Below are 24460 nucleotides of genomic sequence, written 5' to 3'. Positions count from 1 at the left end.
AAAAACCTCGCCTCTAAAACTCCTAAAACTTATCTGCTTTGAGCATATTTAGATAAATCAAAAATACTAGATAATAAGTAGGCTACCAAAAGGCGGTCAATTTTATATCTTTGCGCAGCTAACCCAATATTCTATGAGTATATTTCGTTTTCTTATAAGTAAGATTTTTCTTAAACAAATTGCCTTTGCTTTACTAGCACTTGTTCTTTTTATTTTTATTGTAAAGTGGTGGTTAGGAAGTACCACAAATCATGATCAGAAAATTGCTGTTCCAGATATTAAAGGAATGACGCTTGAGCTTGTAGAACAAGAATTGAGCAATGCAGATTTGCGTTATTTTATTATAGATAGTGCCAACTACAATCCTGATTATCCTAGATATTCTGTCATTGAACAAAATCCTGCAGCTGGTAAATTTGTAAAAGAAAATAGGCAGATTTATCTGGTATTAAACCCTTCTGGGTTTCGCAAGCTTTCCATTCCTAATGTAATTAGTAAAACAAGAAGACAAGCAGAGCCTACGCTTAAAGCTCTTGGTTTTAAAATAGGAAAAATTACCTATATAGATTATATAGGTAAAGATGAAGTACGTGAGATGCATCATAAAGGAAAACGCCTTAATCCTGGGGATCAACTCCAAAAAACGGCTACCATAGACCTTGTATTAGGTAATGGAAAAGGAAATTATAGAGAGTCTATAGGAGGAGATACTGATTCTCAAAACGAAAATGAAGATGGAGGAAACTAGTCCTATTGGACCCGAACCACAAGATGATGAGCTGTATGAACATCATAACATTACAGCTAGTGAAGGGCAAGAACCTTTACGTATAGATAAATTCTTAATGAATTTTATCGAAAATGCAACCCGTAACAAAATTCAAAAAGCTGCTAAAAACGGTAGTATTGAGGTAAACGGAAACGTAGTCAAACAAAATTATAAAGTAAAAGGAGGCGATAACATACGTGTCCTTTTTGAACACCCACCGTTTGAATATTTACTCACTCCACAAGATCTTCCGATAGATATTGTATATGAAGATGATGATCTGCTTGTCGTAAACAAAGCGGCAGGAATGGTTGTACATCCTGGTCACGGAAATTATTCTGGAACATTGATCAATGCGCTTATCTATCATTTTGAAAATCTTCCCAATAATAGTAGCGACCGTCCAGGACTTGTACATCGTATCGATAAAGATACAAGTGGCCTACTCGTAGTGGCAAAGACAGAACAGGCAATGACACATCTATCAAAACAGTTTTTTGATAAGACTACAGAGCGAGAATATGTGGCATTGGTCTGGGGAAACATGAACGATGATGAGGGCACTATCGAAGGAAATATAGGGCGTCATCCTAAAAACAGATTGCAGAACACCGTCTATAAAGATGACGATGCACATCTTGGGAAGCACGCCGTTACGCATTACAAACTCATAGAACGTCTAGGGTATGTAACCCTTGTTTCTTGTAAACTAGAAACGGGACGTACCCACCAGATTAGAGTACATATGAAGTACATCGGTCATACTTTATTTAATGATGAGCGCTATGGAGGGAATGCAATTCTTAAAGGAACATCTTTTTCAAAATACAAGCAATTTGTAGATAACTGTTTTAAGATATTACCCCGTCAGGCATTACACGCAAAGACACTAGGTTTTATACACCCAACCACAGGAGAATTTATGCGTTTTGAAGCTCCTATCCCAGAAGATATGACTGCTTGTATCGCAAAATGGAAAGGGTATGCAACGCATCAACAGTAATTCTAAAGAAAAGAGAGAATAGAGCAAAGAAAAGAGATTGTAAATTGTAAACGCTTTCTTGCTAGTCGCAAAAGCACATGACTTCTTTTTAAATTATTTATAATTGAATGTTTATCATCCAATATAAATCTATATTCTTTTTTCTCTTTTCCATATGCTGCATTCTTGTATCTCTTCTCTTTTAAAATGATAAGATTCCTCTATACCTAGGTATGCACAATCTATATTTTGTCCTGTTTTTTCAGGTAGAGTTTTCTTATTTTTGGATAAAAGATTATTCCTATGAAAATTGTTGTTTCTCCAGCTAAATCTCTAAATCTAGAATCCAAAATCCCTACGACGCGTACTACGCAACCTGCATTTGTAGAACAGGCGAGTGTTTTAAACAAAGCGCTTTCGCGAAAATCAAAAAAAGCGATTGGAGAATTGATGCATATTAGCGATAATCTAGCAGCGCTTAACAAGCAACGTACCTTAGATTTTCATACCCCATTTACATCAGACAATGCAAGACAAGCGGTCTACACTTTTGATGGAGATGTCTATACAGGGCTGGATGCTTACTCAATTCCTGAAGAAAAACTAGATCGATTACAAGACAGTTTACGTATTCTTTCTGGGATGTATGGTATTTTAAAACCACTAGATCTTATGCAAGCCTATCGTCTAGAAATGGGATCAAAATTAAAAGTAGGTCGTAAAGAAAATCTCTATAAATATTGGGGAAGCACACTTACAGATCATCTTAATAACGAACTAGAAGATGATGAGTTATTCATCAACCTAGCAAGTACTGAATATTTTAAATCTGTACAACCTAAACAACTCAAAGTACCTGTCATCACACCTATTTTTAAGGATTATAAAAATGGAAAGTTGAAAGTGATTTCGTTTTTTGCCAAAAAAGCAAGAGGTCTGATGGTACGTTACATCATCGATAAAGATATCCAAACACTAGAAGGTTTGAAAGGATTTGATTATGAAGAATACGGATTTAGTGAAGAGCATTCTGATCTAGACAAAAATGAGTTGGTATTTATCCGGTAGTGAATAGATCACCGTTTTAGAAGAGATCTAGTGTAACAACTAGTTCCTACACATAATAATATCCATATGAAAGTTTTAAAATTATGTATAGGATTATTTTTAAGCTTTTCATTCGTGTTTGGGCAAGCGCAAACGTCCAGTACTTCGGCAAAAGATACACTTGCAAAATTTGAACCTGCAGATGGAGAATGTCTTCTCTTTATAGGACAAGATTTAGCAGCTACTGGTGGACTTGACGAGTATACCTCTGGATACGCTGACTTTTTTGATACTCCTTCAGGAATTACCATCTATACCAATCTTTCTCCTGGTGATGAATCATTTGGCTATTATAACAAAGGACTTGATGGGCTTAAAACCAAAGCAAATTGGGGTGCTGGAGATTCCGCCGCACAGTATTATATAGACGATGCTACCTATAAAAATAGTGTTTTGGCTATAGGATTATCTATGGTCAATCATGAGAAGAAAGTGGCAAAAGGCGAGCACGATGATTTAATAAGAGAACTTGGCAGTTGGATCAAGTCTATTGAGCGTCCTGTTTTTCTTCGAATCGGTTACGAGTTTGATGGTTGGAGTTGGAATCATTATAAGAAAAAGCATTATATAAACGCTTGGAAACGTATCCATACCATCTTTACAGAGATGCGCGTTGACAATCTAGCCTATGTATGGCAATCTAAAGGTTCTGGATCTGATCAGGAAGTTTTAGAAGATTGGTATCCTGGAGATGATATCGTAGACTGGTGTGCTTATTCTTACTTTGGAAACCCAGATACAGAAATGCTCACCTTTGCTAGAAAGCATAACAAACCCGTTTTCATCGCAGAAGCAAGTCCTGTTTTACAAACAGACGGGTTGTTTTTTGATACTGATTTAAAAAAGGAAAAAATAGCAAAAAGAGCTTGGCAACAATGGTTTCTCCCATTTATTAAGACCATAAACCAAAACAAAGATGTCATTAAAGCCTTTAGCTATATTAATGTGAATTGGTCTGCACAACCTATGTGGATTAACAATCCGACATTTCAACAAGTAGACTCTCGGATTCAAGTAAGTCCATTTATTTCTCAAAAATGGAAAGCCGAAATGGATAAATCGCGTTATTTAAAACCAACGCCCAGTTTATGGAGCCACTTACGGACATCTAAATAGTGCTAACATCTAGTAACAAATAGTTAAACTGTATGTTTTAAGTATATTTGGGTTAAATGAGTAGTTATAATACATTTAAGAGAAACGATGACAAAGAAAATCACCCTATTATTATTAGTTAGTATAACAATAGCGTTTATCACAAAAGTAAATGCACAATCTTCTGAAAAAGAAATTACATCTGAATTTTTTAAAGTATTCCAAAGTGAACCAATGAAAGCAATGGATTATGCATTTTCGACCAATAAATGGATGCAAAGAAACATAGATGGAATAGAAAGTTTAAAAACAAAATTTAAGGATTTACTTCCATTGATTGGTGATTATTATGGCTATGAATTGATAACAGAAAAGAGTATTGGAAAAAATTTAAAATTGATAAGCTATATGCTCAAGTATGATCGACAACCTGTTCGCTTTACTTTTGTACTATATAAACCAAATGAAATATGGCAAGTACAAAATCTGAATTGGGACGTTAACATTGATGACGAACTAGAAGAATCTGCTAAACAAGACCGGAGTTAGATAGAGCAAAAAAAGTGTTACAAAAACGCATTTAACACATTGTCAAATTTTAGCTATTTAAAATATTCCTAACATATAAAACTCTGTCTCGATTGAAAAAATGAACTAAGAAATATAGCAACATGCCATATACACTTCCGTTAGACACAATCATAAAATAAATGAAAAGAATTATAATGTTGACTCTATTATCAATGTTGATTATCTCGTGTGGTCAACAATTACAAAGTAGTGATTTCACAAAAGAAGGAAGCTTTACAGATGGGGTTGAAGGACCTGCTACAGATTATGCAGGAAATATTTATGCTGTGAATTTTGAAGAACAAGGAACAATAGGAAAAATCACATCAAATGGAGAAGGCTCTGTGTTTATAAAATTACCTAATGGGAGTATAGGAAATGGCATCCGATTTGGGGAAAAGAATCAAATGTTTGTTGCAGATTATACAAATCATAACATCTTAGAAATTGATTTGAGAAATAAAAAGGTTGAAGTATTTGCAAATGAACCCAAAGCAAGTCAACCAAATGACATAGCTATCTCTCCAAATAAAACACTCTACGCAAGTGATCCAGACTGGTCGAATAACACTGGTAAACTTTGGAAAATAACAAAAGAAAAAGGGTTTGAGTTATTAGAAGAAGGAATGGGAACGACAAACGGAATCGAAGTAAGTCCTGATGGCAAAAAATTATATGTAAATGAATCAGTTCAACGAAAAATATGGGTTTATGATATTGTCGAAAATGGCTTAGTAAGAAATAAGCAAGAATTCTTTTCTTTTAAAGATTTTGGATTAGATGGAATGCGTTGTGATGAAAATGGAAACTTATATGTATGTCGATATGGAAAAGGAACAATTGCGATGCTATCTTCGGCAGGAGTAGTATTAAAAGAAATAGAATTAAAAGGTAAAAAACCAACAAACATTACATTTAGTAATGATTATAAGGAATGCTATATAACAATTGCAGATAGAGGCTGTATTGAAGTTGTAAAGTTGTGATAAGAAAGAATGAAATAGTAAGTATTTTGCAACATAGTTAATCATATATAATAGCGTCAGACACAGTTACAGTTTTTAACTCTAAATTCATAAAACATGAAGAAATTTTGGCTTTATTTTTCTAGCGTTTATGGAACCATTTGGTTTGTAATACAAGCTTTCTCAAAAATCACACATACAAAAATAGACATTGGAGAAATCGGAATGTTTACTCTTATAGCAATTGCAATAATTTATGGATACGTAAAGTTTAGAATTGATTTTAAAAAAAGTAAATATTAAAATATTATTTCAAATATTCAATTTAATGATATTTGGGTGTTTATAATTGAAATGTCATTACTCTTTATAACCAATTTCTAGCGTTCTTTTAGCAAAAACTTCATACAAACACTTTACTAGCAATTAAAAAAAATCACTACCCATTCTAATCTAAATTATTTTGCTACTTTAGTCATCTGTTAATTTTTATTACATACCACTAAAGCCTTACCAAAAGGCGCCCTTCATGTAAAGGGATCACATTGCTTTAGATAACTCTATATTTTAAAGCAAGGATAGCGATGTCTATCTTCAAATATAAAACACAACTATTAATTAAGTAATTGAATATGAAATCAATATACCTATCTGTTTGCCTATTTCTTATGGTGTCTTGCGAACAGAGAAACAAAACAAATACAAAAATGGAACAATATATAAATAAGCTAATAGTAACCGATTTTTATAAAAAAGTAATTGGTGAACAAGATCTTGAATATGCAAAAAGAATTGTGACGGAAGATTATATCCAACACAATCCACAAGTAAGAACAGGAAAGGCTGGTTTTTTAGAAGCTATCGCATTTTTGAAACAAATGCCAAAACAAAAAAACACACCTACACCTTTTATGCGAATAATTGCAGACAATGAATATGTCATTGTTCATTTAAATGTTGAATTTGGTGGACAGAAAAAAATCGTGCTCGATATGTTTAGAATCGAAAATGGATTAATAGCAGAACACTGGGACGCCATTCAAAACAAATCTGAAATTAGCCTGAACGGTAATTCAGAAATAGAAGGTCCGATTTTGATTGAAAATGAAAAAGCCACGATCCAAAACAAAAAAATAGTCGAAGATTTTACAAATCAAATTTTGATTGAAGGCAATTTTCAAACATTAAAGAATTTTGTAGTTCCTGATTTAATTCAGCACAATCCAAAAATGAATAAAGGATTAAAAGGTATTGCAGAGTATTATCAAAAAATAAAGATTCAGAAAGTCCATAAAATAATTGGGCAAGGGAATTTTGTAGTAACACAATCAAAAGCTATTGTAGATAACGAAGATTTCGTATTCTATGACATATACCGATTAGACAATGGATTGATAATAGAACATTGGGCTGTCTCACAAATAATTCCTGAAGTTATGGCACACAATAATGGAATGATTTAAAATAGATACAGAAATAACTGTAAGTAACACCCTATATAAAGAATAGTAGTTTTGCCCAATCCTTTAGGTTTGGGCTTTTTTATTATCTTTTGTATATCTGAAATATTTTCTAAGTAAAACTTGTTACTTTTAATCCCCAAACTGTTTCCAATAATTTAAACTAAAAATGAACGAAAAAAGAATCAGTGAATCCATACACTCAATCAAACACTTAAAAAAAGGGGATTTATTCCTTCAAATTGGGAAACCTTGTGTCCAAATTGGAATGTTACAAAAAGGAATCATGCGAGGCTTTGTTTTTGACAATGATGGAAACGAAATTACCACTCATTTTTATCAAGAAAATGATATGGTAATAGGTAGTTATATTCCAAAAACTAATGCCGCAATGACAGTTGAGGCGTTACAAGATTGTGAAATTTCGGTTGCAGACTATTCACAAGTAATGGAAAATGTAAATAAGGATAAAGAAATCACAGAAATCATTACCAAACAATTCCAGAAGCTCAATAACCAATTACAAGCAAGATTAGTTTCATTACTCAACTTAAATTCATTAGAAAAATACGAACTATTTTTAAATGAATACCCAAGTTTACTAAACCGAATACCGCACTATTATATTGCAAATTATTTAGGTATAACCCCCACTCAATTAAGTCGAGCACGAAAGCAATTTATCAACAAATGTAAATGAGAATAAAAATACTGCATTGTTACTTTGCAGTATGAAAATTACACAAATACTTATTTTAACTATGCTATTGGTTACAGGATGTAACGGACAGCAACATCATGGAAAGAGTCATGATTCTCATAGCGCAAAAAACACAGCGTCAAAAGAAAATAAAGTTGGATCTGAAACCATTATAAGTTTCCCAACAGTTGGATATAAAGTAGTCTACAAAGACATAATTTCATTTCCTATTAATCGCGTATTTCCATTGTTTGAACCGCAAGGACGTACATTGCTTTATGACAATTGGAATCCAACGTTATTGCGAGAGGGAAAAAACGGAACATTAGAAGGACAAGTTTTATTCTCGAAGTATGACGAATTAGATGTTATGCTTACCGTTACCGAGTATGACTCAGAAAAAGGGCATATACAATACCTTGTCGTATGGGATGATTTTGAAATACAACGCATTGATATCTATTGTAAAAAAGGGGAAAGAGAAAATTCAACTGCTGTAACTTGGATAGAACACAATGCTGGATTATATGAAAAAGGGGTTCCTTTAGTACGCATGTTTGTTGAAGAAGGGTTTCTTGTAAAAGCAGTACAACGTTACATAAACAACATTAAAAACCGTCTAGATAATGAAAAATAATCTACATCATACTCAATTAACAGATACTGATTTTGCTGAACAATTTAAAAATGGTTCTCTAAATCCTGAAATATTTAATCATGAAGCTCATCTACGTTTGGCTTGGATATACATTTCTACATTTGGATTAAAACAAGCAGAACATCAAATTCAAGATCAATTACAGAAGTTTGTTGAGATTATTGGCGCAAAAGATAAATATCACAAAACTTTAACCATTGTAGCAATTAAGATTGTAAACCACTTTTTTCAAAAATCTAAGTCAGATAACTTTACCGACTTCATAGATGAATATTCACAATTAAAAACTGATTTTAAAGAACTCATAAACACTCATTACAGTTTTGATATTTTTGGTTCAGAAAAAGCAAAAACAGAGTTCTTGAAGCCAGACCTATTGTTATTTGAATAAAATTCACAGAAACGAAATAAAAAAAATGTTACATTTTGTGCTTTACTAAAGATCCTTCAGAGGCCAGAAAAATCAATCAAGAAAATCAAAATAACAGCGATTTGTATATTACAGACTTGGAGAATACCATAAAGAGAATTAAAATCCACTATTAATAACATTCTTATTAAGTTGCATATTCCTTTCCTTTGCCTACTTTTGAGACATGTTATACTATCTTATTATCGGTTTGCAATTGTACTGTGCATATCACGCGTACACAACACGTAATAAATTATACTGGTATTTGATTATTTTTTTAGCGCCTCTCTTAGGATCTGTTGTTTATTTGGTCACCCAAGTATTTACAAAAAAAGATGTAGAAAAAGTACAGAAAGAACTTACAGCAGTAATAAACCCTACAGCAAGAATAAAAGAACTAGAAGCCAAAGTCGCTTTTTCAGATACCTTCCAAAACAGATTAGATCTTGCAGATGCCTATGTAGAAATCAGTGATTTTGGAAATGCTATTTCTCACTACAAAGAAGCCTTATCTGGTAGTCATAGTAAAGATTATTATGGGAATGAGCAATTAGTAAAAGCATATTACAAATTTGATGAATATGCAGAAGTTATTGCTACGGCTCAAATCATTAAAGACAAACCTGATTTCTCATCATCAAAAGCACAATTCCTTTATGGACTTTCTTTATCAAAAGTAGGAAATCATGACGAAGCTGAAGAGATTCTAAAAAAGGTAAATAAGCGATATTCTAATTATGAAGAACGCTTTATTCTAGCTCAGTTTTTAAAGGATAATAATAAGGAAGAAGAAGCTAAGGAATTATTAGAAGATTTACTCTCTGAAGGAGCGTATATGACAAAGCCAAATAAACAGAAATATAAAACTACGTTTATAGAAATACGAAAATTACACGATGAACTCGTCGCAGAATAACCTATGAGTACATTTAATCATACACATCCATACGCTCCTTATAATTTAGAAAATGCTACAAAAATTATTGTAGGCACACTCCCACCTCCTCGATTTACGGTAGGTGCATTAAATACTAAAGATGTCGATTTTTGTTACGGGAGTAGTAATGGTCAATTATGGCCTATTCTAGATCGTATTTTCAACCTTGGACTTGTATATGAAAATTCTCCAAAAGCAATTAAACAACGTAGCGATTTTTTGCTTTCGCGAAAAATAGGCGTGTGTGATATCGTTGCTTCTGCACAACGAGAAAAAATAGATGCTTCGGACATTGGAATGCAAGATGTTGAGTTAAGAGATATTTTTGGGTACCTCTCTAAACATCCAAATATTGAGACTTTATTATTTACGGGAGGCAACAGCAAGAATGGCCCCGAATATTTTTTTCGCCGAAAGGCAAAAGAACAAGCTATCAAACTAGAAGTAGTATCTAGTGAAGTGCCTCGTATCCATTCTTTTTTATGGGAAGGTCGTACCATAAAAACAATATCACTTACAGCACCATCTGGCGCGGCAAATCGCGCAGTAGGAAGTCACCCTCTTTACAAGAAACTCAAAAGCGAGAATCCAAGTTTTACAACACTAGATTATAGAGTTTTACAGTACACTCCTTTTTTCTAAAAAATTTATATAAATAATTGTTTTTTATATACGAAACCAATACTTCTAGCGCTTTGTAACACTCTTATTTCAAAATATTCAGTAGTTTTACTAGTACTAAAACCTACTTTACTATGAAAAAAATTACACTTTCTCTTTTTGCATTATGTATAAGCATAGTTTCCTATGGGCAACTTATAATTGATGATGCAGACATGACCCCTTTTGAAGACATAAGTGCTACAGGAACTCCCTTAGGTCTTGCAGATGATGGCGAAGAAAACATTGTAATTCCATTTGATTTTGACTTAGATGGTCAAGTTTCTTCTAATATTAGAATTGGAAATAATGGCGGTGTTTTATTTGGTACTACTACGGGTGATTTATTTGCTGGGAATTTACCTTTGGATGGACAAACACCTAGAATTGTCCCTTTTTGGGATGACTTTGACGATGAGACAGGAGATGTGTATTGGGAAGTGTTAGGTACAGCTCCCGCTAGACGTGTGATTATACAATGGGATGATAGACCTCATTTCCCTGGAGATACAGAAATCGACCCCGCAACATTCCAACTGGTTTTATTTGAAACTACAAACGATATTCTTTTTGTGTATGACGATGTCTTATTTGATGATGCCGATTTTGATAATGGACAAAGCGCCACTATAGGAGTTGTAAGTGAGACAACTGTTTATCAATATGCTTTTAATGATCCTATTCCACTAGACGGAATAAGTGCTATTCGGTTTTCATTACCCAATGAAAGTTTTACTCTTTGTGGCCCTACTGGGCAAATTATAGATCCAGATGCATCTAACACAGACGATACGATTACTTCTGTCATTACAATTGCTGAAACTGGAATTATAGGAAATGAATTTTCTATAGATAATCTCATGTTAGATATCACCCATAGATTTACAGGAGATTTAGATATTAACTTGACTTCACCAGAAGGAACCACATTAATCCTATCTAATGAAAATGGTGGAAGTGGTAATGATTATATCGATACTGTTTTTCAAGACGGAGGAGATCCTATTAATGCCGCATCTCCTCCTTTTACAGGAATTTTTGAACCGCAAGGAGGTACTTTTGCAGCAGCTTTTACTGGAGAGCAAATCAATGGAGATTGGACATTAACCATCATCGATGTTTTTAGTAGTAGTGACATAGGGACACTGAATAATTTCTGTATGTCCTTTGTTTCATTTTCTATTATGTGTCCTGAAAATATAGAAATCGCAAACAACCCAAGTATTATTCCTGTGGGAGTAACGACCACTTTTACTCCTGGTTTTACAACAGTTCCAGAAAGTGTAATCGATGGCTCTGGATTATCAGAGTTTCCTAGTGTCGTAGCATTACACGATGACACATCGCCTAGCAATTCTTTTGTAAGTGAGAATGAAGTTACTGGAAGTTTTGATTTTGACCTTGGAGGTACTTTTATACTTAATGGTGTTTCTATATGGAATCAAAATGCTGGTGGACCAGGTAATCTAGGAGAAGAAGGACTTAGAGAAGTTCTATTTTCATCTTCTCTTGACGGAGTTAACTTTACTCCCATTTCGGATGCTCCAACTCAATTTGCTCAAGTGCTTGCAAATGGCCCTATTGGTCCTGAACAACAAGGTTTTTCAGACATAGAAGCTGTATTTATACGCATGGATGTACTTAGTAATCATGGAGATGATGACACTGGTTTTGCAGAGATTGCTTTTGTAGGCACTTCTTGTGACGCTGAGGTTACTTATGATATGCCTATAGTAACAGGCACTTCAAACACAGCGACACAAACAGCCGGACTAGCAAGTGGCGAACTCTTCTCATCCGGAACAACGACAAACACATTTGAAGTGATGGGCAATGATGGATCTATTTTAAGTTGTTCTTTTGATGTAACAGTACTAGACACTACACAACCTTTCTTTATAGGATGTCCAGAAGACTCTGAAGTAAATCAAGAAGGAAATGCAACAGTAATATTAGATGATTTTACAACATTGGTTTCTGCTAGTGACAACTGTAGTGGAGTAACAATTACACAAGAACCTATCGCAGGAACAACTCTAGATCAAGCTACTGTACAAACAGTAACACTAACTGCCGTAGATGCGTCTGGAAACACATCGTTATGCGTGTTTGATATTACGGTATTATCATCATTAAGTATAACTGAAGAATCTCTAGAAAATACCATTAGTCTATACCCTAATCCAACTAGAGATATTATTACAATAGCAAACACTAGTAATAAAATAGTATCGCACATCAGTATCTCTGACATTAATGGACGTATTATTGAAACACGTACGGTTCAAAACGGAGCTATAGAAACACAAATCTCTTTAGAAAACTATGCATCAGGAATTTATTTTGCTCGCATAAGTACTGCAAATGAAAGTACTGTAAAGCGTATTATAAAACAATAAAGAGACTATTTACCAACCAAGTATATCCCGAAACTTATTGAAGTCTCGGGATATTTTATTTAAAAACAAGTCGTTTTCAGTTTGTCTATAATTGGTGCTTTTACGTGACATTCCGTATCTTCACAACATCAATCAATCTCTTATGAAAAACGCATTTTTCCTTTTTTCAATTGCATTATTATTTTCTTGTTCAGAAACAGTAGACAACCCTGACAACAAAGATTTTACCACTTTATTCGAAACAAGTAACGGTACGCAAACACCTACGTATGAAGAAGTCATTACTTTTTACAAGGACTTAGATGATGCTTATGTTTCTATAAAAACATACGAAGTAGGAACAACCGATATAGGAAAACCATTAACACTTATCACCTTTAATCCAGACCGTACTTTTGACAGTGAGTTTTCAGAGAGTAAAGATGTACGGCGTGTACTTATCAATAATGGAATTCACCCAGGAGAATCTGATGGTATAGATGCTACGATGATGCTTATGCGTGATCTTGCACAAGGAAAAATAGAAGCTCCCGCAAACACTTGGGTAGGTGCTATTGCTGTCTATAATATAGGAGGCGCGCTTAATCGTAATAGTACGTCTAGAACAAATCAAAATGGTCCTGAAGCATACGGATTTAGAGGGAATTCAAAAAACTACGACCTCAATAGAGATTTTATAAAAACCGATACTAAAAATGCAGATTCGTTTACAGAGATTTTTCATCTTGTACGTCCAGATGTTTTTATAGACAACCATGTAAGTAATGGCGCAGATTACCAATACACACTTACACACCTCTTTACACAGCACGATAAGTTAGGTGGTGTCTTAGGAGAATATATGCATCAAGACTTTCAAGTAAAATTGGAGCAAGATTTAAAATCTAAAGATTGGGATATTACGCCATATGTAAATGTTTTTAATAGAACTCCAGAACAAGGATTTAGCCAGTTTATGGATCACCCTCGATATTCAACAGGATATACTGCCCTTTGGAACACCATTGGCCTTATGGTTGAGACTCATATGCTTAAACCCTATAAACCAAGAGTAGAAGGCACTTATGAATTAATGAAAAGTGCTTTAAAAATCACTTCTCAAGAAGGAGAAAAGATCAAGGCATTGCGTAAAGATGCTTTTAACGCTTTCGCGAAAGCGGAAACCTACCCACTTGCATTTTCTATAGATAGTACAAGGACATCCACGTTGCAATTTCTAGGATATGAAGGAACCTTTTTAGAAAGTGAAGTTACCCAAAAAACAAGATTAAAATACGACCGAGATCAGCCTTTTACAAAAGACGTCACCTATTATAATTACTTTAAACCAACCAAAGAAGTGACCATCCCAAAAGCCTATGTTATCCCTAGAGGATGGAGAGATATTGCTTTGAAGTTACAAGACAATGAAATTTATTTTAAGCAACTTAAAAAGGATACTACTTTTATGGCAGAAGTATATCATATAGACACCTATCAAACTAGTAGAAATCCATATGAAGGGCATTACCCTCATTACAACACAACAGTTAAGAGAAGTCAAGAAGAAGTTACCGTAAAAAGAGGTGGTTATCTTGTAAAAACTGAAGATCAAGATGGTTTGCGTTATCTGTTAGAAACTTTAGAACCAGAGGCAAATGATAGTTTTTTTAATTGGAATTTCTTTGATACTATCTTACAGCAAAAAGAAGGATTCTCTCCATATGTTTGGGAAGATAAAGCCTTGGAGTTTCTAAATGCAAATCCAGATATCAAAACTGCCTTTGAAGCAAAAAAAATAGCCGAACCCGCTTTTGCTCAAAACTGGTATGCGCAACTAAGTTGGATTCATAAGAAATCTCCCAATTATGAAAAAGCTCATTTACGATATCCTATCGTTAGGATGCTTCGTTAAATATGCTGCTGGAAAAAGAAGCTTGATATTATTATAAGATTTTTCTAACGCTTTTTGCGTTTTTTGAAAATCTTTCCATTTTGCTTTCTTAATACCTTCATTTTCTTGTGGCGTTAAGTCACCATCATAATCTGTATACATCTCATACCAATACGTTTCTTTTAATCGAAACTTCTCATTGCGTTTAAAAATGTGATATGTTTTTGTAATAAATTTTTTAATCACTACCCCAGAAACACCCGTTTCCTCTTCTACTTCACGAACAGCACACGTCTGAATATCTTCATCTTTCTCAATCTTACCTTTAGGTAAATCCCATTTTCCATTTCTGTAAATAAAGAGAATTTCTTTCTTCTTATTATACACAAGTCCACCTCCCGCTACAATAACAGGAAGTTTCTTTTTTAAGAACTTGAGCAGTTTCTCTTCGTTTTCATGATATAAGTTGACATAAAACAACTCTCCATTTATTATTTTTCTTATAATTCTTTTCAGCTTTGCCTTCTTAAGCGGAATCGATTTATAGTTATTCCCAATATCTTTTTCTGTTGATAGAATTATAGGAATATCATTCACAAAAACTTTATACATTTGCAGTATGATTTTAGACAAAGAAACGGCAAAAAAAACTGCCGAATTATTATTGCAAATTAATGCAATAAAATTACAACCACAAGCCCCTTTTACATGGGCATCAGGATGGAAATCTCCCATCTATTGTGACAATAGAATTACGCTATCCTATCCTGCGATACGTAACTATCTTCATCAAGAAATGGCAAAACAAGTAGAAACTATTTATGGCAAACCTGACGCTATAGCAGGTGTTGCAACGGGTGCTATAGGTATTGGTATGCTTGTTGCAGACTACTTAAACCTTCCTTTTGTATATATACGACCTGAACCAAAAAAACACGGACGTCAAAATAAAATAGAAGGATATTTAGAACCTGGAAGTTCTGTTGTTGTGATAGAAGATTTAATAAGCACAGGAATGAGTAGTCTTAAAGCAGTAGATGCTCTTAAAGAATCGGGAGCTACTGTAAAAGGAATGCTTGCTATTTTTACTTATGGATTTGAAAAGAGTGTTACCGCTTTTAAAGAAGCAAATGTACAACTCAACACCTTAAGTGACTATGCACATCTTTTAGAACAAGCAGCAGACACAAAATACATTACAGACGAAGAACAAAATGCACTAGAAAACTGGCGCAAAGATCCAGCAAACTGGGGATAACCCATCACCTGAATTAAACAAAAAAATCAAATGAACTTAGAAAGCCCAATAAAATCAGTCGACAAATCTGCAGAAGAAGTGTACCATTTTTTGATGAATATCGAAAATTTTGAAACACTTATGCCAGAAAACACAAAATTTGAAAAGATCAATGATACTCGTTTTCTTTTTGCATTAAAAGGAATGCCAGAAATTGTACTCGATCTTAAAGAAGGTGTACCACATTCAAAAGTTGTTCTAGGTGCTGCTAGTGATAAATTACCTTTTACCCTTACGGGTAATATTACTCAGGTAGAAGATACTAAAAGTGAAGTTCAGTTATCATTTGAGGGTGAGTTTAACGCTATGATGTCTATGATGATCAAAGGCCCTATCACAAAATTTATTGAGACACTTGCTACAAACTTGGATCGCATAAGTTAAAAATTGTTTATTATTTATTGATTTTAGTTGATAACCTCCCAGTATCTATATAGGCTGTCGGGGGCAAATAAAGTATTTTTGAACATCAAAATAACACAACTCTAATGGCAGATATTCAGAAGCTCGAAGCCCTTGTAACACAAGTACGACGAGATATTTTAAGACAAGTACATAAAGTAAATTCTGGTCATCCAGGAGGATCTTTAGGATGTGCAGAATTTTTTGTGGCCTTGTATCAAGAAATTATGGATCGCAAAGAAGGTTTTGATATGGATGGTTTAGGAGAAGATCTTTTCTTCTTATCAAACGGACATATCTCACCAGTTTTCTATAGTGTTTTAGCTCGATCAGGATATTTCCCTGTAGATGAACTCAATACTTTTAGATTGCTAAATTCTCGTTTACAAGGACACCCTACGACTCATGAAGGTCTTCCTGGTATTCGAGTAGCATCAGGATCTTTAGGACAAGGATTAAGTGTTGCTCTAGGTGCTGCCGAAGCAAAAAAACTAAACGGTTGTGGTCACACTATCTATACATTAATGGGAGATGGTGAATTACAAGAAGGTCAAAACTGGGAAGCGATTATGTATGCTGCTGCAAATAAGATAGACAACATTATTGCAACAGTAGATCTTAATGGGCAACAGATTGATGGTAGTACGGATGATGTATTGGCCTTAGGAAGTATGAGAGCAAAATTTGAAGCCTTTGGATGGATTGTATTAGACATCAAACAAGGGAATGATATGGCAGCTGTTATAGAAGGTCTAAAAGAAGCAAAAAAGCTAAGTGGTAACGGAAAACCTGTTTGTGTATTAATGCATACGGTTATGGGGAACGGCGTAGACTTTATGATGCATACACATGCGTGGCATGGAAAAGCACCTAACGATGAGCAACTTGCTATAGGTCTTGCTCAAAACGCAGAAACTTTAGGAGACTATTAAAAATATAATGTTTTAGCTTTCGCGAAAGCTGAATTAACAACATTTCAATGAAAACATACGAAAACACAGGAAGTAAGGATACTCGATCAGGTTTTGGCGCAGGACTAGAAGAACTTGGAAAATCTAACGAGAATGTAGTTGCACTATGTGCAGATCTTACAGGTTCTCTTAAAATGGATGCTTTTAAAGCAAATCACCCAGAGCGTTTCTTTCAAGTAGGAATCGCCGAAGCAAATATGATTGGTCTTGCAGCTGGAATGACTATAGGTGGCAAAATTCCATTTACAGGAACATTTGCAAACTTCTCTACAGGACGTGTATATGATCAAATACGTCAGAGTGTTGCCTATTCTGGTAAAAATGTAAAAATCTGTGCATCACACGCTGGGTTAACGCTTGGAGAAGATGGAGCAACGCATCAAATCCTAGAAGATGTAGGATTAATGAAAATGCTACCAGGGATGACGGTTATCAATACGTGTGATTATAACCAAACAAAAGCAGCTACTATTGCTATTGCAGACCACAACGGACCTGTATATTTACGTTTTGGACGTCCAAAAGTAGCCAACTTTACGCCTGCAGATCAAGATTTCCAAATAGGGAAAGCCGTTCATTTACAAGACGGAAACGACGTTACTATTATTGCTACAGGTCACTTAGTTTGGGAAGCACTCGAAGCAGCCAAAACATTAAACGAAGCTGGTATCTCTGCCGAAGTAATTAATATACACACGATCAAACCTCTTGATGAAGAAGCAATCGTAGCTTCTGTAAAAAAGACAGGATGTATCGTTACTGCAGAAGAACACAACCATCTAGGAGGATTAGGAGAAAGTGTTGCTAGAGCACTTACAACAGCTCATCCTACACCTCAAGAATTTGTTGCCACAAATGACACCTTTGGAGAAAGTGGTACTCCTGCACAGCTTATGGAGAAGTATGGACTTAATGCCGAAGCCATTGTAAAAGCATCTAAAAAAGTGATCAATAGAAAATAAAGATCTTAATTTCACGTTTTTATAATACATTGTAAGGCAGGATTGTAACATTCTGCCTTTATTTTTGTCATTCATTCAAACAACAAACTCAATTATGAAAAAACTAATCATTTTGGTACTACTTGTATCATCAATGCATGCTTTTGGACAAAGTGCAGCATTTGGAATAAAAGGAGGGCTTAATTTTGGAGCTACGGGCGACATTACATCTATTACTAATGAAAGCTTTGACGGCGATAATGAAGTAGGGTTTCACCTTGGAGCCTTTGCTCGATTAAAATTTGCAGGGATATTCATTCAACCAGAATTAGTCTATACACGACTCACCACCGACTACGGTAAATCGTCTATCGATGGAAGTGCAGACTATAAATTCTCTAAGATTGACATCCCAGTACTTTTAGGGATTGACATTGTAGGGCCGTTATCTATAAAAGCAGGACCTGCTTTTCAACTTGTGTTGAACAACGACCTTGACGTCAATGGTTCTGATGTTGTAAATGATCCAGAAAACACATTTACAATTGGATATCAAATAGGTGTTGGAGTTCAACTTGGAAGACTAGGGCTTGACTTAAGGTATGAAAATGCTTTTAGTGAAAATGATACTACTATAACTAGTGATTTAACAGAGGCGGCTAATAATCAGCAATTCGCAGCTATTGACTCTAGACCCTCTCAATGGATTTTAAGTTTATCCTATCAACTTAAGGGAAGCAACAAAAAATAATAACTTAAATATTAGATATTAAAAAAGGCAACTCATATGAGTTGCCTTTTTTAATATGTTTTATACGCTTTCGCGAAAGCGGACGATCAACTATCTGCATCTAGATAATCAGGAGTTCCATCATCATCAGAATCTGGATACGTAATAACACCTGTTGCAAGGTTTATATTAATCTCATCTACGGTATTGATACCATCTCCATCATCATCCGTATCTAGGTGATCTGCTATACCATCGTTATCAGTATCTATAAGTGCTACAAATCCATCATCATCTCTCAATGTTTCTAGACGCGTGGTAACACCATCATTATCATCATCTTCATCTCTAAAATCTGCTAGAGCATCACCATCTGTATTATCTTCATCATCAAACAAGAATCCATTCCCATTTATATCTTCATTTATAGTAATAATACCATCTCCATCATGATCTGTTACTTTGCTCTCAAATAATGAGAATGTAAATACTAGTGAAGAATAAATACCAATATCACTATTAGGTGGCTGTGCAAAATACGCCAATCCACTAGGGATAAATACAGCTCCTATTCCATAATCGTCATTAAATTCTACAGTCCCATCTGGTGCTGTTGTAAATCCTGATCCAGCTTTTGCTCCAGCAATTCCGTTTGCAAAGCCATCTATAGTTGCTGGAAGATTAAACCAGATTGGATTTGCCGCTCCATCAAAAACATTACTTAGAATATTAGACCCTCTATACGTTACAAGTGTAGAGTCTGCATAGGTAGGAATCGCTCCTACTCCTTCACGGGCTGTAAGGATATACAGTGTATTACTTGTTTCAAAACGATCATAGGTCTTTGTTGTAACTTGATCTATCATTCGCGTTTTATCTGCATTATCTCCTGCTATGGTATCAAATCTGATCTCATAATCAAAATCTGCAGGTGGATTTGCAAACTCCTCATAATTATAAAAGTGAGTTTCTAAATATTCTCTGATAAAAGCATCATCAGTAACCGATTGCTCTCCTCTATCTCTAAAAGGGATTGCGTCTGGTGTATCGTCATCGTCATTTCCGCAAGAAACGAACAAAAATACGATCGGAAGTAAACCTAAATAATTTCTAATTCTCATAAAATTCTTTTTCAGATGCGCAAGATACAATTTTGACGTATTTTTGAGCATAATTTACACATAGATTAACGTGCTTTTAAGTATTTTTATATGAGAGTTGATAAATATTTATGGTGTATACGCTATTTTAAGACACGATCTATAGCTACAAATGCCTGTAAAAAAGGACAAGTTCGTGTAAAAGGTGTCGTTGTAAAGCCATCTAGAGATGTATATCCTACAGATAAAATTAGTGTACGTAAAAATCAGATTCAATACACCTTAGAAGTGCTCGATCTTCCAGAAAGTAGACTTGGGGCAAAACTTGTAGATATATATCGTAAAGACACAACACCAAAAGAAAATCTAGAAAAACTAGAGCTCCTTAAATTTTCTAAAGATTATTATAGGAAGAAAGGAACTGGTAGACCTACAAAAAAAGACCGTAGAGACATAGATGATATTTATGAGAAAGATGATTTCTTTAGCGATGACGAAGAGGAATAAGCACAATCATTACAATTAAAACAGTATGAAAGTAAAACTTGACAAAATACTAGACCATAAAGCGATCCAACATAAGATTCTCCGTATTGCTTACCAGATATATGAGAGTAATGTAAATGAAGAAGAAGTTATCCTTGCTGGTATTGCAGACAACGGTTATAAATTTGCTGAACGTCTAGAGGTTGCTCTTAATGAGATAGCTAGTTTTAAGACAACGTTATGCAAAGTCTCTATGAATAAAAAGAATCCTTTGGGTACTATCAAAACAAGTCTTACCCAAGAAGAGTACGCACACAAGTCAATCGTACTTATAGATGACGTACTTAACTCTGGAACGACGTTGATATATGGAGTGCAACATTTTTTAAACGTACCTTTAAAACGTTTTAAAACAGCTGTCCTGGTAAATAGAAATCATAAAAAATATCCAGTAAAGGCTGACTTTAAAGGAATCTCTCTTAGTACATCTCTTAATGAGTCTGTAAAAGTCACATTTAGAAAAGGGAATGATATGGCAGTTCTAGAATAAGGTTGCAATAATTCCTTCTACAATTTCTGGTGCCGATTGTTCTTTTACTTTTATGACTTTAGATGCTTGATTGTAATAAAAACCTCTTTCAAAAAGATGCTTTCTAACAAATTCCTCTAATGCTTCTTTAGTTTCTTGACTTGTGACAAGAGGTCTCTCATCTTTTGCTTCCCATAATCGTTCTGTGAGCTCTGGTACAGGAACGTTAAGATAAATAGTCATGACACCGCTCTCTTTTATGTCTTGAAGATTAGAACCATAGCAAGGTGTTCCTCCACCTAATGAAACAATTTTCTTAGTAGTAGATTCTTGTAATACTTCTTTTAAGTAGGCTGCTTCTTTTTTTCTGAAGTAGATTTCCCCCTTTCTATCAAAAATTTCAGAAATCGTCATTCCTTCTTTTTCACTAATGTATTGATCATAGTCTATAAAATCATATCCTAATTGTGTTGCTAGTAGCTGTCCTATAGTCGATTTCCCAGAGCCCATATAGCCCATTATATAAATATCCATACTTTCTTTTTCTATCAAAAAACAAAGGTATTCGCAAAAGATGAAAAAAATGCAAAATTTATTTTAAAAAGGCTTTGATATATAAATTAATTGGGTGTATATTTGCACCCGCATTCAGGAAAAGACCTGGTAGCTCAGTTGGTAGAGCATCTCCCTTTTAAGGAGAGGGTCCTGGGTTCGAGCCCCAGCCAGGTCACAAAAAGTCGTCGCATAATGCACGACTTTTTCCTTTTTATACACCTATCTACCCGAGTGCTGAAATTGGTAGACAGGCACGGTTGAGGGCCGTGTGCACTAGTTGCGTGTGGGTTCAAGTCCCATCTCGGGTACTACAATGACTAATCAACTAGGTTAGTCATTTTTTTATATCATAAACTAGCAACTAGGAATAGTTAGGCTGTTTTTACAAAACAGACTGTTACGATACTGAAAAGTCCCATCTCGGGTACTACAATGGCTAATCAACTATGATTCCTCCTTTTTTTATATCATAAACTAGCAACTAGAAATAGTTAGGGTGTTTTTATAAAACAGCCTGTCACGACACTGAAAAGTCCCATCTCGGGTACTACAATGACTAATCAAACATGATTCCTCATTTTTTATAGTCTAAACTAGGGTGAATCTATAATAGCGTTTCTTAAAAATAACCTACAATAACTCATTTTAAAAGAAAGAACGTAAAACACTGAGAGTATATTAGTTAATTGTCTGTTAATCTCATTTTAATGTGTAACATATAATTTTATTATCCGTCTATCTATGCATACATAAAGTATCAAAATCAAATTATTTTAAAAATATTAATATGAAATCAACAGATATAAGAATGTCAACTATAAGTAAGACTGGAACAAAGACAAAAGTCTTTAGTAATACGCCAGCTATCACATGGAATTTAAAAAGACGATTTAAGTAACTACGTCTTGATTAATTAATTAAAAAGCCCTCGATATTCGAGGGTTTTTGTTTTTGTAGTATTATGTATATTAAAATGAGTAAAAACCTTAACTGTGGTTAGGTTGTTTTATACGACACTGACTACTACACACATTCGTGTGCTTATCTTTGTGTTAACTATTAATCAGTTCCATTTTCTTATCAAACAGAATGATCTGTACTATATGTTTGTATTGATTTTTGAATATCGGTATTCATTTAATAATTGACCATTTTTAAATATTGCTTTTTCAAATATGCATTCAAATTTGAATCCAGCTTTTTCCAAGACTTTTTGAGATGACTTATTATTTTCAAAGACTCCTGCAAAAATCCGAACTAGATCTAATTCATCAAAACCGTAGGTTACTATTTTTTGAATTGCTTTTGTCATGATTCCTTTATTCCAAAATGGTTCTCCTAGCCAATATCCAATTTCAGCACTTTTACAGTAAACATCCGTTAAGACTATTAAGCCAATAACTCCAACTACAGTCCCTTCTTTTTCTATTATAAACGTTGTTTGAGGGTTCTCTGACTGGCAAAATTGGATAAATTCCTTGGCATCTTCTAGTGCATACGGATATGGTATACGGTTTCTTAAATTATCCCATATTTTCTTGTTATTCAATAATATTGAAAGTTGTAAAGCATCAGAATTTTTAAACTCTCGTAATTTCATAAAACAATTTTCTCAAGTTGGTATTTCTTTCGCGAAAGCGTACTACTTTATATTCCCTATAAGAAGTATCTTAATGATGTAACGTATGACTAATAGCCCTTCATTTCTTGCTTAGTATATCTAATTCCATGTAGAGAACAGTATTCTTCTAATTGCTTTAAAGTACTCCTAACAAATCCTGACTCTGCCCAAAGACTAATATTCAAAATTCCTGTCCCGCCAGCAGCTCCGATGATATCAACATAAGATTTTGAGTTTACTTTTTTTACAATGACCATATTCATTTGCGTCGAGTTAGTACGCAGTTTATACGTTTCGGATGCAATGATGATCATCTCATCTGTCTCATTTACATAACTCCTATCCATTTGAGAAGAAATAGCATTGGCTAATGGTTTTATATCAATTGTCTCTAGTTCAAATCTTGAAAATTTCATATGCTTATTTAATTAACCTAAATCCTTAGTGATGAGTTGTTGTATTTTATACATCGTTATGATCTTCTACTCTTCTGTTTTTCTTTGTTCTTTACAAAGATGAGTTTGTGTTTACTCTTTGGATTCTCGCGTTGTTCAATTTCAAAACTTCCTATAGATTTAATTAATGGTGTTAATTTTTCAAATCCATAATTCCTAGAATCAAAATTAGGTTGTTTTTTTTGAATCAAACTTCCTACATCACCCAGAAATGCCCATCCATCCTCATCTGATGAATCTGTGATAGTTGCTGCCAATAACTTAATTACTTTGGGGGTAATTCTATCAATACTTTCTTCAAAGTCATCTTTCTTGTTAACGTCCTCTTTCTTATTGGATTGATTTCTAAGAATTTCTATATATATAAATTTATCACACGCGACTATAAAAGGGGTAGGTGTCTTTTTTTCTCCTATCCCAATAACCTGCATTCCTGCCTCTCTTAATCTAGTTGCTAGTTTTGTAAAATCACTATCACTTGATACCAAACAAAAACCATTTACTTTTTCTGAATAGAGAATATCCATGGCATCAATAATCATAGCCGAATCTGTAGCATTTTTTCCTGTAGTATAGGCATATTGCTGAATAGGAGTAATTGCATTCTGGAGGAGTAAATTTTTCCATTTGGATAAATGAGGATTTGTCCAATCTCCATAAATTCTTTTAATGGTTGGGTTTCCGTATTTCGCAATTTCCTCCATCATCTCTTTTACATGAGCAGATGGTATATTATCTCCATCTATAAGTACTGCTAAATTTAAATTCATATCCTAGTTTTAATCT

The 24460-nt window shown here is 34.2% G+C and carries 28 protein-coding genes and 2 tRNA genes; 24 read left to right on the top strand and 6 right to left on the bottom strand.

Annotation, left to right across the window (positions count from 1 at the left end):
- Nucleotides 1-133 precede the first annotated feature (133 nt).
- The 15 genes from ABJD27_RS09420 (at nucleotide 134) to ABJD27_RS09350 (ending at nucleotide 14608) form a co-directional block, all read left to right on the top strand.
- The gene (locus ABJD27_RS09420) at nucleotides 134-748 is read left to right on the top strand and encodes a PASTA domain-containing protein (RefSeq protein WP_348163113.1); all 615 of its coding nucleotides are present in this window, start codon (nucleotides 134-136) and stop codon (nucleotides 746-748) included.
- Nucleotides 735-1772, top strand: a complete 1038-nt coding sequence (locus tag ABJD27_RS09415) for an RluA family pseudouridine synthase (protein WP_348163116.1) — start codon at nucleotides 735-737, stop codon at nucleotides 1770-1772. Before ABJD27_RS09420 ends, ABJD27_RS09415 begins: the two co-directional genes overlap by 14 nt.
- A 282-nt stretch (nucleotides 1773-2054) precedes the next feature.
- Nucleotides 2055-2819 carry a peroxide stress protein YaaA gene (gene yaaA / locus ABJD27_RS09410; RefSeq protein WP_348163119.1) on the top strand — a complete coding sequence of 255 codons (765 nt, stop codon included), beginning with the start codon at nucleotides 2055-2057 and terminating at the stop codon, nucleotides 2817-2819.
- Nucleotides 2820-2885: 66 nt separating this feature from the next.
- Complete coding sequence (locus ABJD27_RS09405) at nucleotides 2886-3974, top strand: 1,4-beta-xylanase (protein ID WP_348163121.1); 1089 nt, start codon at nucleotides 2886-2888, stop codon at nucleotides 3972-3974.
- An 87-nt stretch (nucleotides 3975-4061) separates the two neighbouring features.
- The gene (locus ABJD27_RS09400; protein WP_348163124.1) at nucleotides 4062-4502 is read left to right on the top strand and encodes a hypothetical protein; all 441 of its coding nucleotides are present in this window, start codon (nucleotides 4062-4064) and stop codon (nucleotides 4500-4502) included.
- Between the two features lie 161 nt (nucleotides 4503-4663).
- Nucleotides 4664-5509, top strand: a complete 846-nt coding sequence (locus tag ABJD27_RS09395) for an SMP-30/gluconolactonase/LRE family protein (RefSeq protein WP_348163127.1) — start codon at nucleotides 4664-4666, stop codon at nucleotides 5507-5509.
- A 96-nt stretch (nucleotides 5510-5605) separates the two neighbouring features.
- On the top strand, nucleotides 5606-5791 hold the full coding sequence (locus ABJD27_RS09390) for a hypothetical protein (RefSeq protein WP_348163129.1): 186 nt from the start codon (nucleotides 5606-5608) through the stop codon (nucleotides 5789-5791).
- 404 nt (nucleotides 5792-6195) lie between these two features.
- Entirely contained in the window at nucleotides 6196-6951 is a 756-nt protein-coding gene (locus ABJD27_RS09385; RefSeq protein ID WP_348163132.1) for a nuclear transport factor 2 family protein, read from the top strand.
- Between the two features lie 166 nt (nucleotides 6952-7117).
- Complete coding sequence (locus ABJD27_RS09380; RefSeq protein ID WP_348163135.1) at nucleotides 7118-7648, top strand: Crp/Fnr family transcriptional regulator; 531 nt, start codon at nucleotides 7118-7120, stop codon at nucleotides 7646-7648.
- 31 nt (nucleotides 7649-7679) lie between these two features.
- Nucleotides 7680-8285 (top strand): hypothetical protein, encoded by a 606-nt coding sequence (locus ABJD27_RS09375; RefSeq protein WP_348163138.1) that lies wholly within the window; start codon nucleotides 7680-7682, stop codon nucleotides 8283-8285.
- A complete protein-coding gene (locus ABJD27_RS09370) occupies nucleotides 8275-8697 on the top strand; it encodes a hypothetical protein (RefSeq protein WP_348163141.1) in 423 nt (140 codons plus the stop codon). Before ABJD27_RS09375 ends, ABJD27_RS09370 begins: the two co-directional genes overlap by 11 nt.
- Nucleotides 8698-8983: 286 nt before the next feature.
- On the top strand, nucleotides 8984-9634 hold the full coding sequence (locus ABJD27_RS09365; RefSeq protein WP_348163144.1) for a hypothetical protein: 651 nt from the start codon (nucleotides 8984-8986) through the stop codon (nucleotides 9632-9634).
- 3 nt (nucleotides 9635-9637) lie between these two features.
- A complete protein-coding gene (locus tag ABJD27_RS09360; RefSeq protein WP_348163147.1) occupies nucleotides 9638-10297 on the top strand; it encodes a uracil-DNA glycosylase family protein in 660 nt (219 codons plus the stop codon).
- 113 nt (nucleotides 10298-10410) lie between these two features.
- Entirely contained in the window at nucleotides 10411-12714 is a 2304-nt protein-coding gene (locus ABJD27_RS09355; protein ID WP_348163150.1) for a T9SS type A sorting domain-containing protein, read from the top strand.
- A 142-nt stretch (nucleotides 12715-12856) separates the two neighbouring features.
- On the top strand, nucleotides 12857-14608 hold the full coding sequence (locus ABJD27_RS09350; RefSeq protein ID WP_348163153.1) for a M14 family metallopeptidase: 1752 nt from the start codon (nucleotides 12857-12859) through the stop codon (nucleotides 14606-14608).
- Here ABJD27_RS09350 and ABJD27_RS09345 read toward each other — a convergent pair.
- Entirely contained in the window at nucleotides 14576-15199 is a 624-nt protein-coding gene (locus tag ABJD27_RS09345; RefSeq protein ID WP_348163156.1) for an NUDIX domain-containing protein, read from the bottom strand. The two genes, ABJD27_RS09350 and ABJD27_RS09345, sit on opposite strands and share 33 nt — an antisense overlap.
- A gap of 7 nt (nucleotides 15200-15206) precedes the next feature.
- Between ABJD27_RS09345 and pyrE the strand changes: the two genes are divergently transcribed.
- From pyrE to ABJD27_RS09320, 5 genes are all read left to right on the top strand, one after another.
- Entirely contained in the window at nucleotides 15207-15845 is a 639-nt protein-coding gene (gene pyrE, locus ABJD27_RS09340) for an orotate phosphoribosyltransferase (protein ID WP_348163159.1), read from the top strand.
- 30 nt (nucleotides 15846-15875) lie between these two features.
- Nucleotides 15876-16268, top strand: a complete 393-nt coding sequence (locus tag ABJD27_RS09335; protein ID WP_348163162.1) for an SRPBCC family protein — start codon at nucleotides 15876-15878, stop codon at nucleotides 16266-16268.
- 104 nt (nucleotides 16269-16372) lie between these two features.
- Nucleotides 16373-17218 carry a transketolase gene (locus tag ABJD27_RS09330; protein WP_348163165.1) on the top strand — a complete coding sequence of 282 codons (846 nt, stop codon included), beginning with the start codon at nucleotides 16373-16375 and terminating at the stop codon, nucleotides 17216-17218.
- A gap of 47 nt (nucleotides 17219-17265) precedes the next feature.
- Nucleotides 17266-18219 carry a transketolase C-terminal domain-containing protein gene (locus tag ABJD27_RS09325; protein ID WP_348163168.1) on the top strand — a complete coding sequence of 318 codons (954 nt, stop codon included), beginning with the start codon at nucleotides 17266-17268 and terminating at the stop codon, nucleotides 18217-18219.
- A 94-nt stretch (nucleotides 18220-18313) separates the two neighbouring features.
- Complete coding sequence (locus tag ABJD27_RS09320; RefSeq protein ID WP_348163171.1) at nucleotides 18314-18949, top strand: porin family protein; 636 nt, start codon at nucleotides 18314-18316, stop codon at nucleotides 18947-18949.
- A gap of 86 nt (nucleotides 18950-19035) precedes the next feature.
- Here the strand turns inward: ABJD27_RS09320 and ABJD27_RS09315 are convergent, their stop codons facing one another.
- Complete coding sequence (locus tag ABJD27_RS09315) at nucleotides 19036-20049, bottom strand: hypothetical protein (RefSeq protein WP_348163174.1); 1014 nt, start codon at nucleotides 20047-20049, stop codon at nucleotides 19036-19038.
- Between the two features lie 90 nt (nucleotides 20050-20139).
- On the opposite strand from ABJD27_RS09315, the gene ABJD27_RS09310 reads away from it, so the two are divergent.
- Together ABJD27_RS09310 and ABJD27_RS09305 are read left to right on the top strand one after the other, a co-directional pair.
- The gene (locus ABJD27_RS09310) at nucleotides 20140-20535 is read left to right on the top strand and encodes an RNA-binding S4 domain-containing protein (RefSeq protein WP_348163177.1); all 396 of its coding nucleotides are present in this window, start codon (nucleotides 20140-20142) and stop codon (nucleotides 20533-20535) included.
- Nucleotides 20536-20560: 25 nt separating this feature from the next.
- A complete protein-coding gene (locus tag ABJD27_RS09305; RefSeq protein WP_348163180.1) occupies nucleotides 20561-21064 on the top strand; it encodes a phosphoribosyltransferase family protein in 504 nt (167 codons plus the stop codon).
- On the opposite strand, the gene ABJD27_RS09300 is transcribed toward ABJD27_RS09305, so the two are convergent.
- Nucleotides 21056-21577 (bottom strand): shikimate kinase, encoded by a 522-nt coding sequence (locus ABJD27_RS09300; protein WP_348163183.1) that lies wholly within the window; start codon nucleotides 21575-21577, stop codon nucleotides 21056-21058. The genes ABJD27_RS09305 and ABJD27_RS09300 overlap by 9 nt on opposite strands.
- Before the next feature lie 123 nt (nucleotides 21578-21700).
- On the opposite strand from ABJD27_RS09300, the gene ABJD27_RS09295 reads away from it, so the two are divergent.
- Together ABJD27_RS09295 and ABJD27_RS09290 are read left to right on the top strand one after the other, a co-directional pair.
- Nucleotides 21701-21773: transfer RNA gene (locus ABJD27_RS09295), tRNA-Lys, on the top strand.
- Nucleotides 21774-21823: 50 nt separating this feature from the next.
- A tRNA-Leu gene (locus ABJD27_RS09290) sits at nucleotides 21824-21906 on the top strand.
- 791 nt (nucleotides 21907-22697) lie between these two features.
- On the opposite strand, the gene ABJD27_RS09285 is transcribed toward ABJD27_RS09290, so the two are convergent.
- The 3 genes from ABJD27_RS09285 to ABJD27_RS09275 form a co-directional block, all read right to left on the bottom strand.
- Nucleotides 22698-23198, bottom strand: a complete 501-nt coding sequence (locus ABJD27_RS09285; RefSeq protein ID WP_348163186.1) for a GNAT family N-acetyltransferase — start codon at nucleotides 23196-23198, stop codon at nucleotides 22698-22700.
- An 89-nt stretch (nucleotides 23199-23287) separates the two neighbouring features.
- Nucleotides 23288-23635 carry a DUF6054 family protein gene (locus tag ABJD27_RS09280; RefSeq protein WP_348163189.1) on the bottom strand — a complete coding sequence of 116 codons (348 nt, stop codon included), beginning with the start codon at nucleotides 23633-23635 and terminating at the stop codon, nucleotides 23288-23290.
- A 56-nt stretch (nucleotides 23636-23691) separates the two neighbouring features.
- Entirely contained in the window at nucleotides 23692-24444 is a 753-nt protein-coding gene (locus ABJD27_RS09275; RefSeq protein WP_348163192.1) for an NYN domain-containing protein, read from the bottom strand.
- Nucleotides 24445-24460: the final 16 nt, after the last annotated feature.

This window comes from Dokdonia sp., assembly GCF_039945015.1.
Classification (GTDB): domain Bacteria; phylum Bacteroidota; class Bacteroidia; order Flavobacteriales; family Flavobacteriaceae; genus Dokdonia.
The sequence above is the reverse complement of the archived record's forward strand: the minus strand, read 5'-3'. Positions and strand labels throughout refer to the sequence as shown.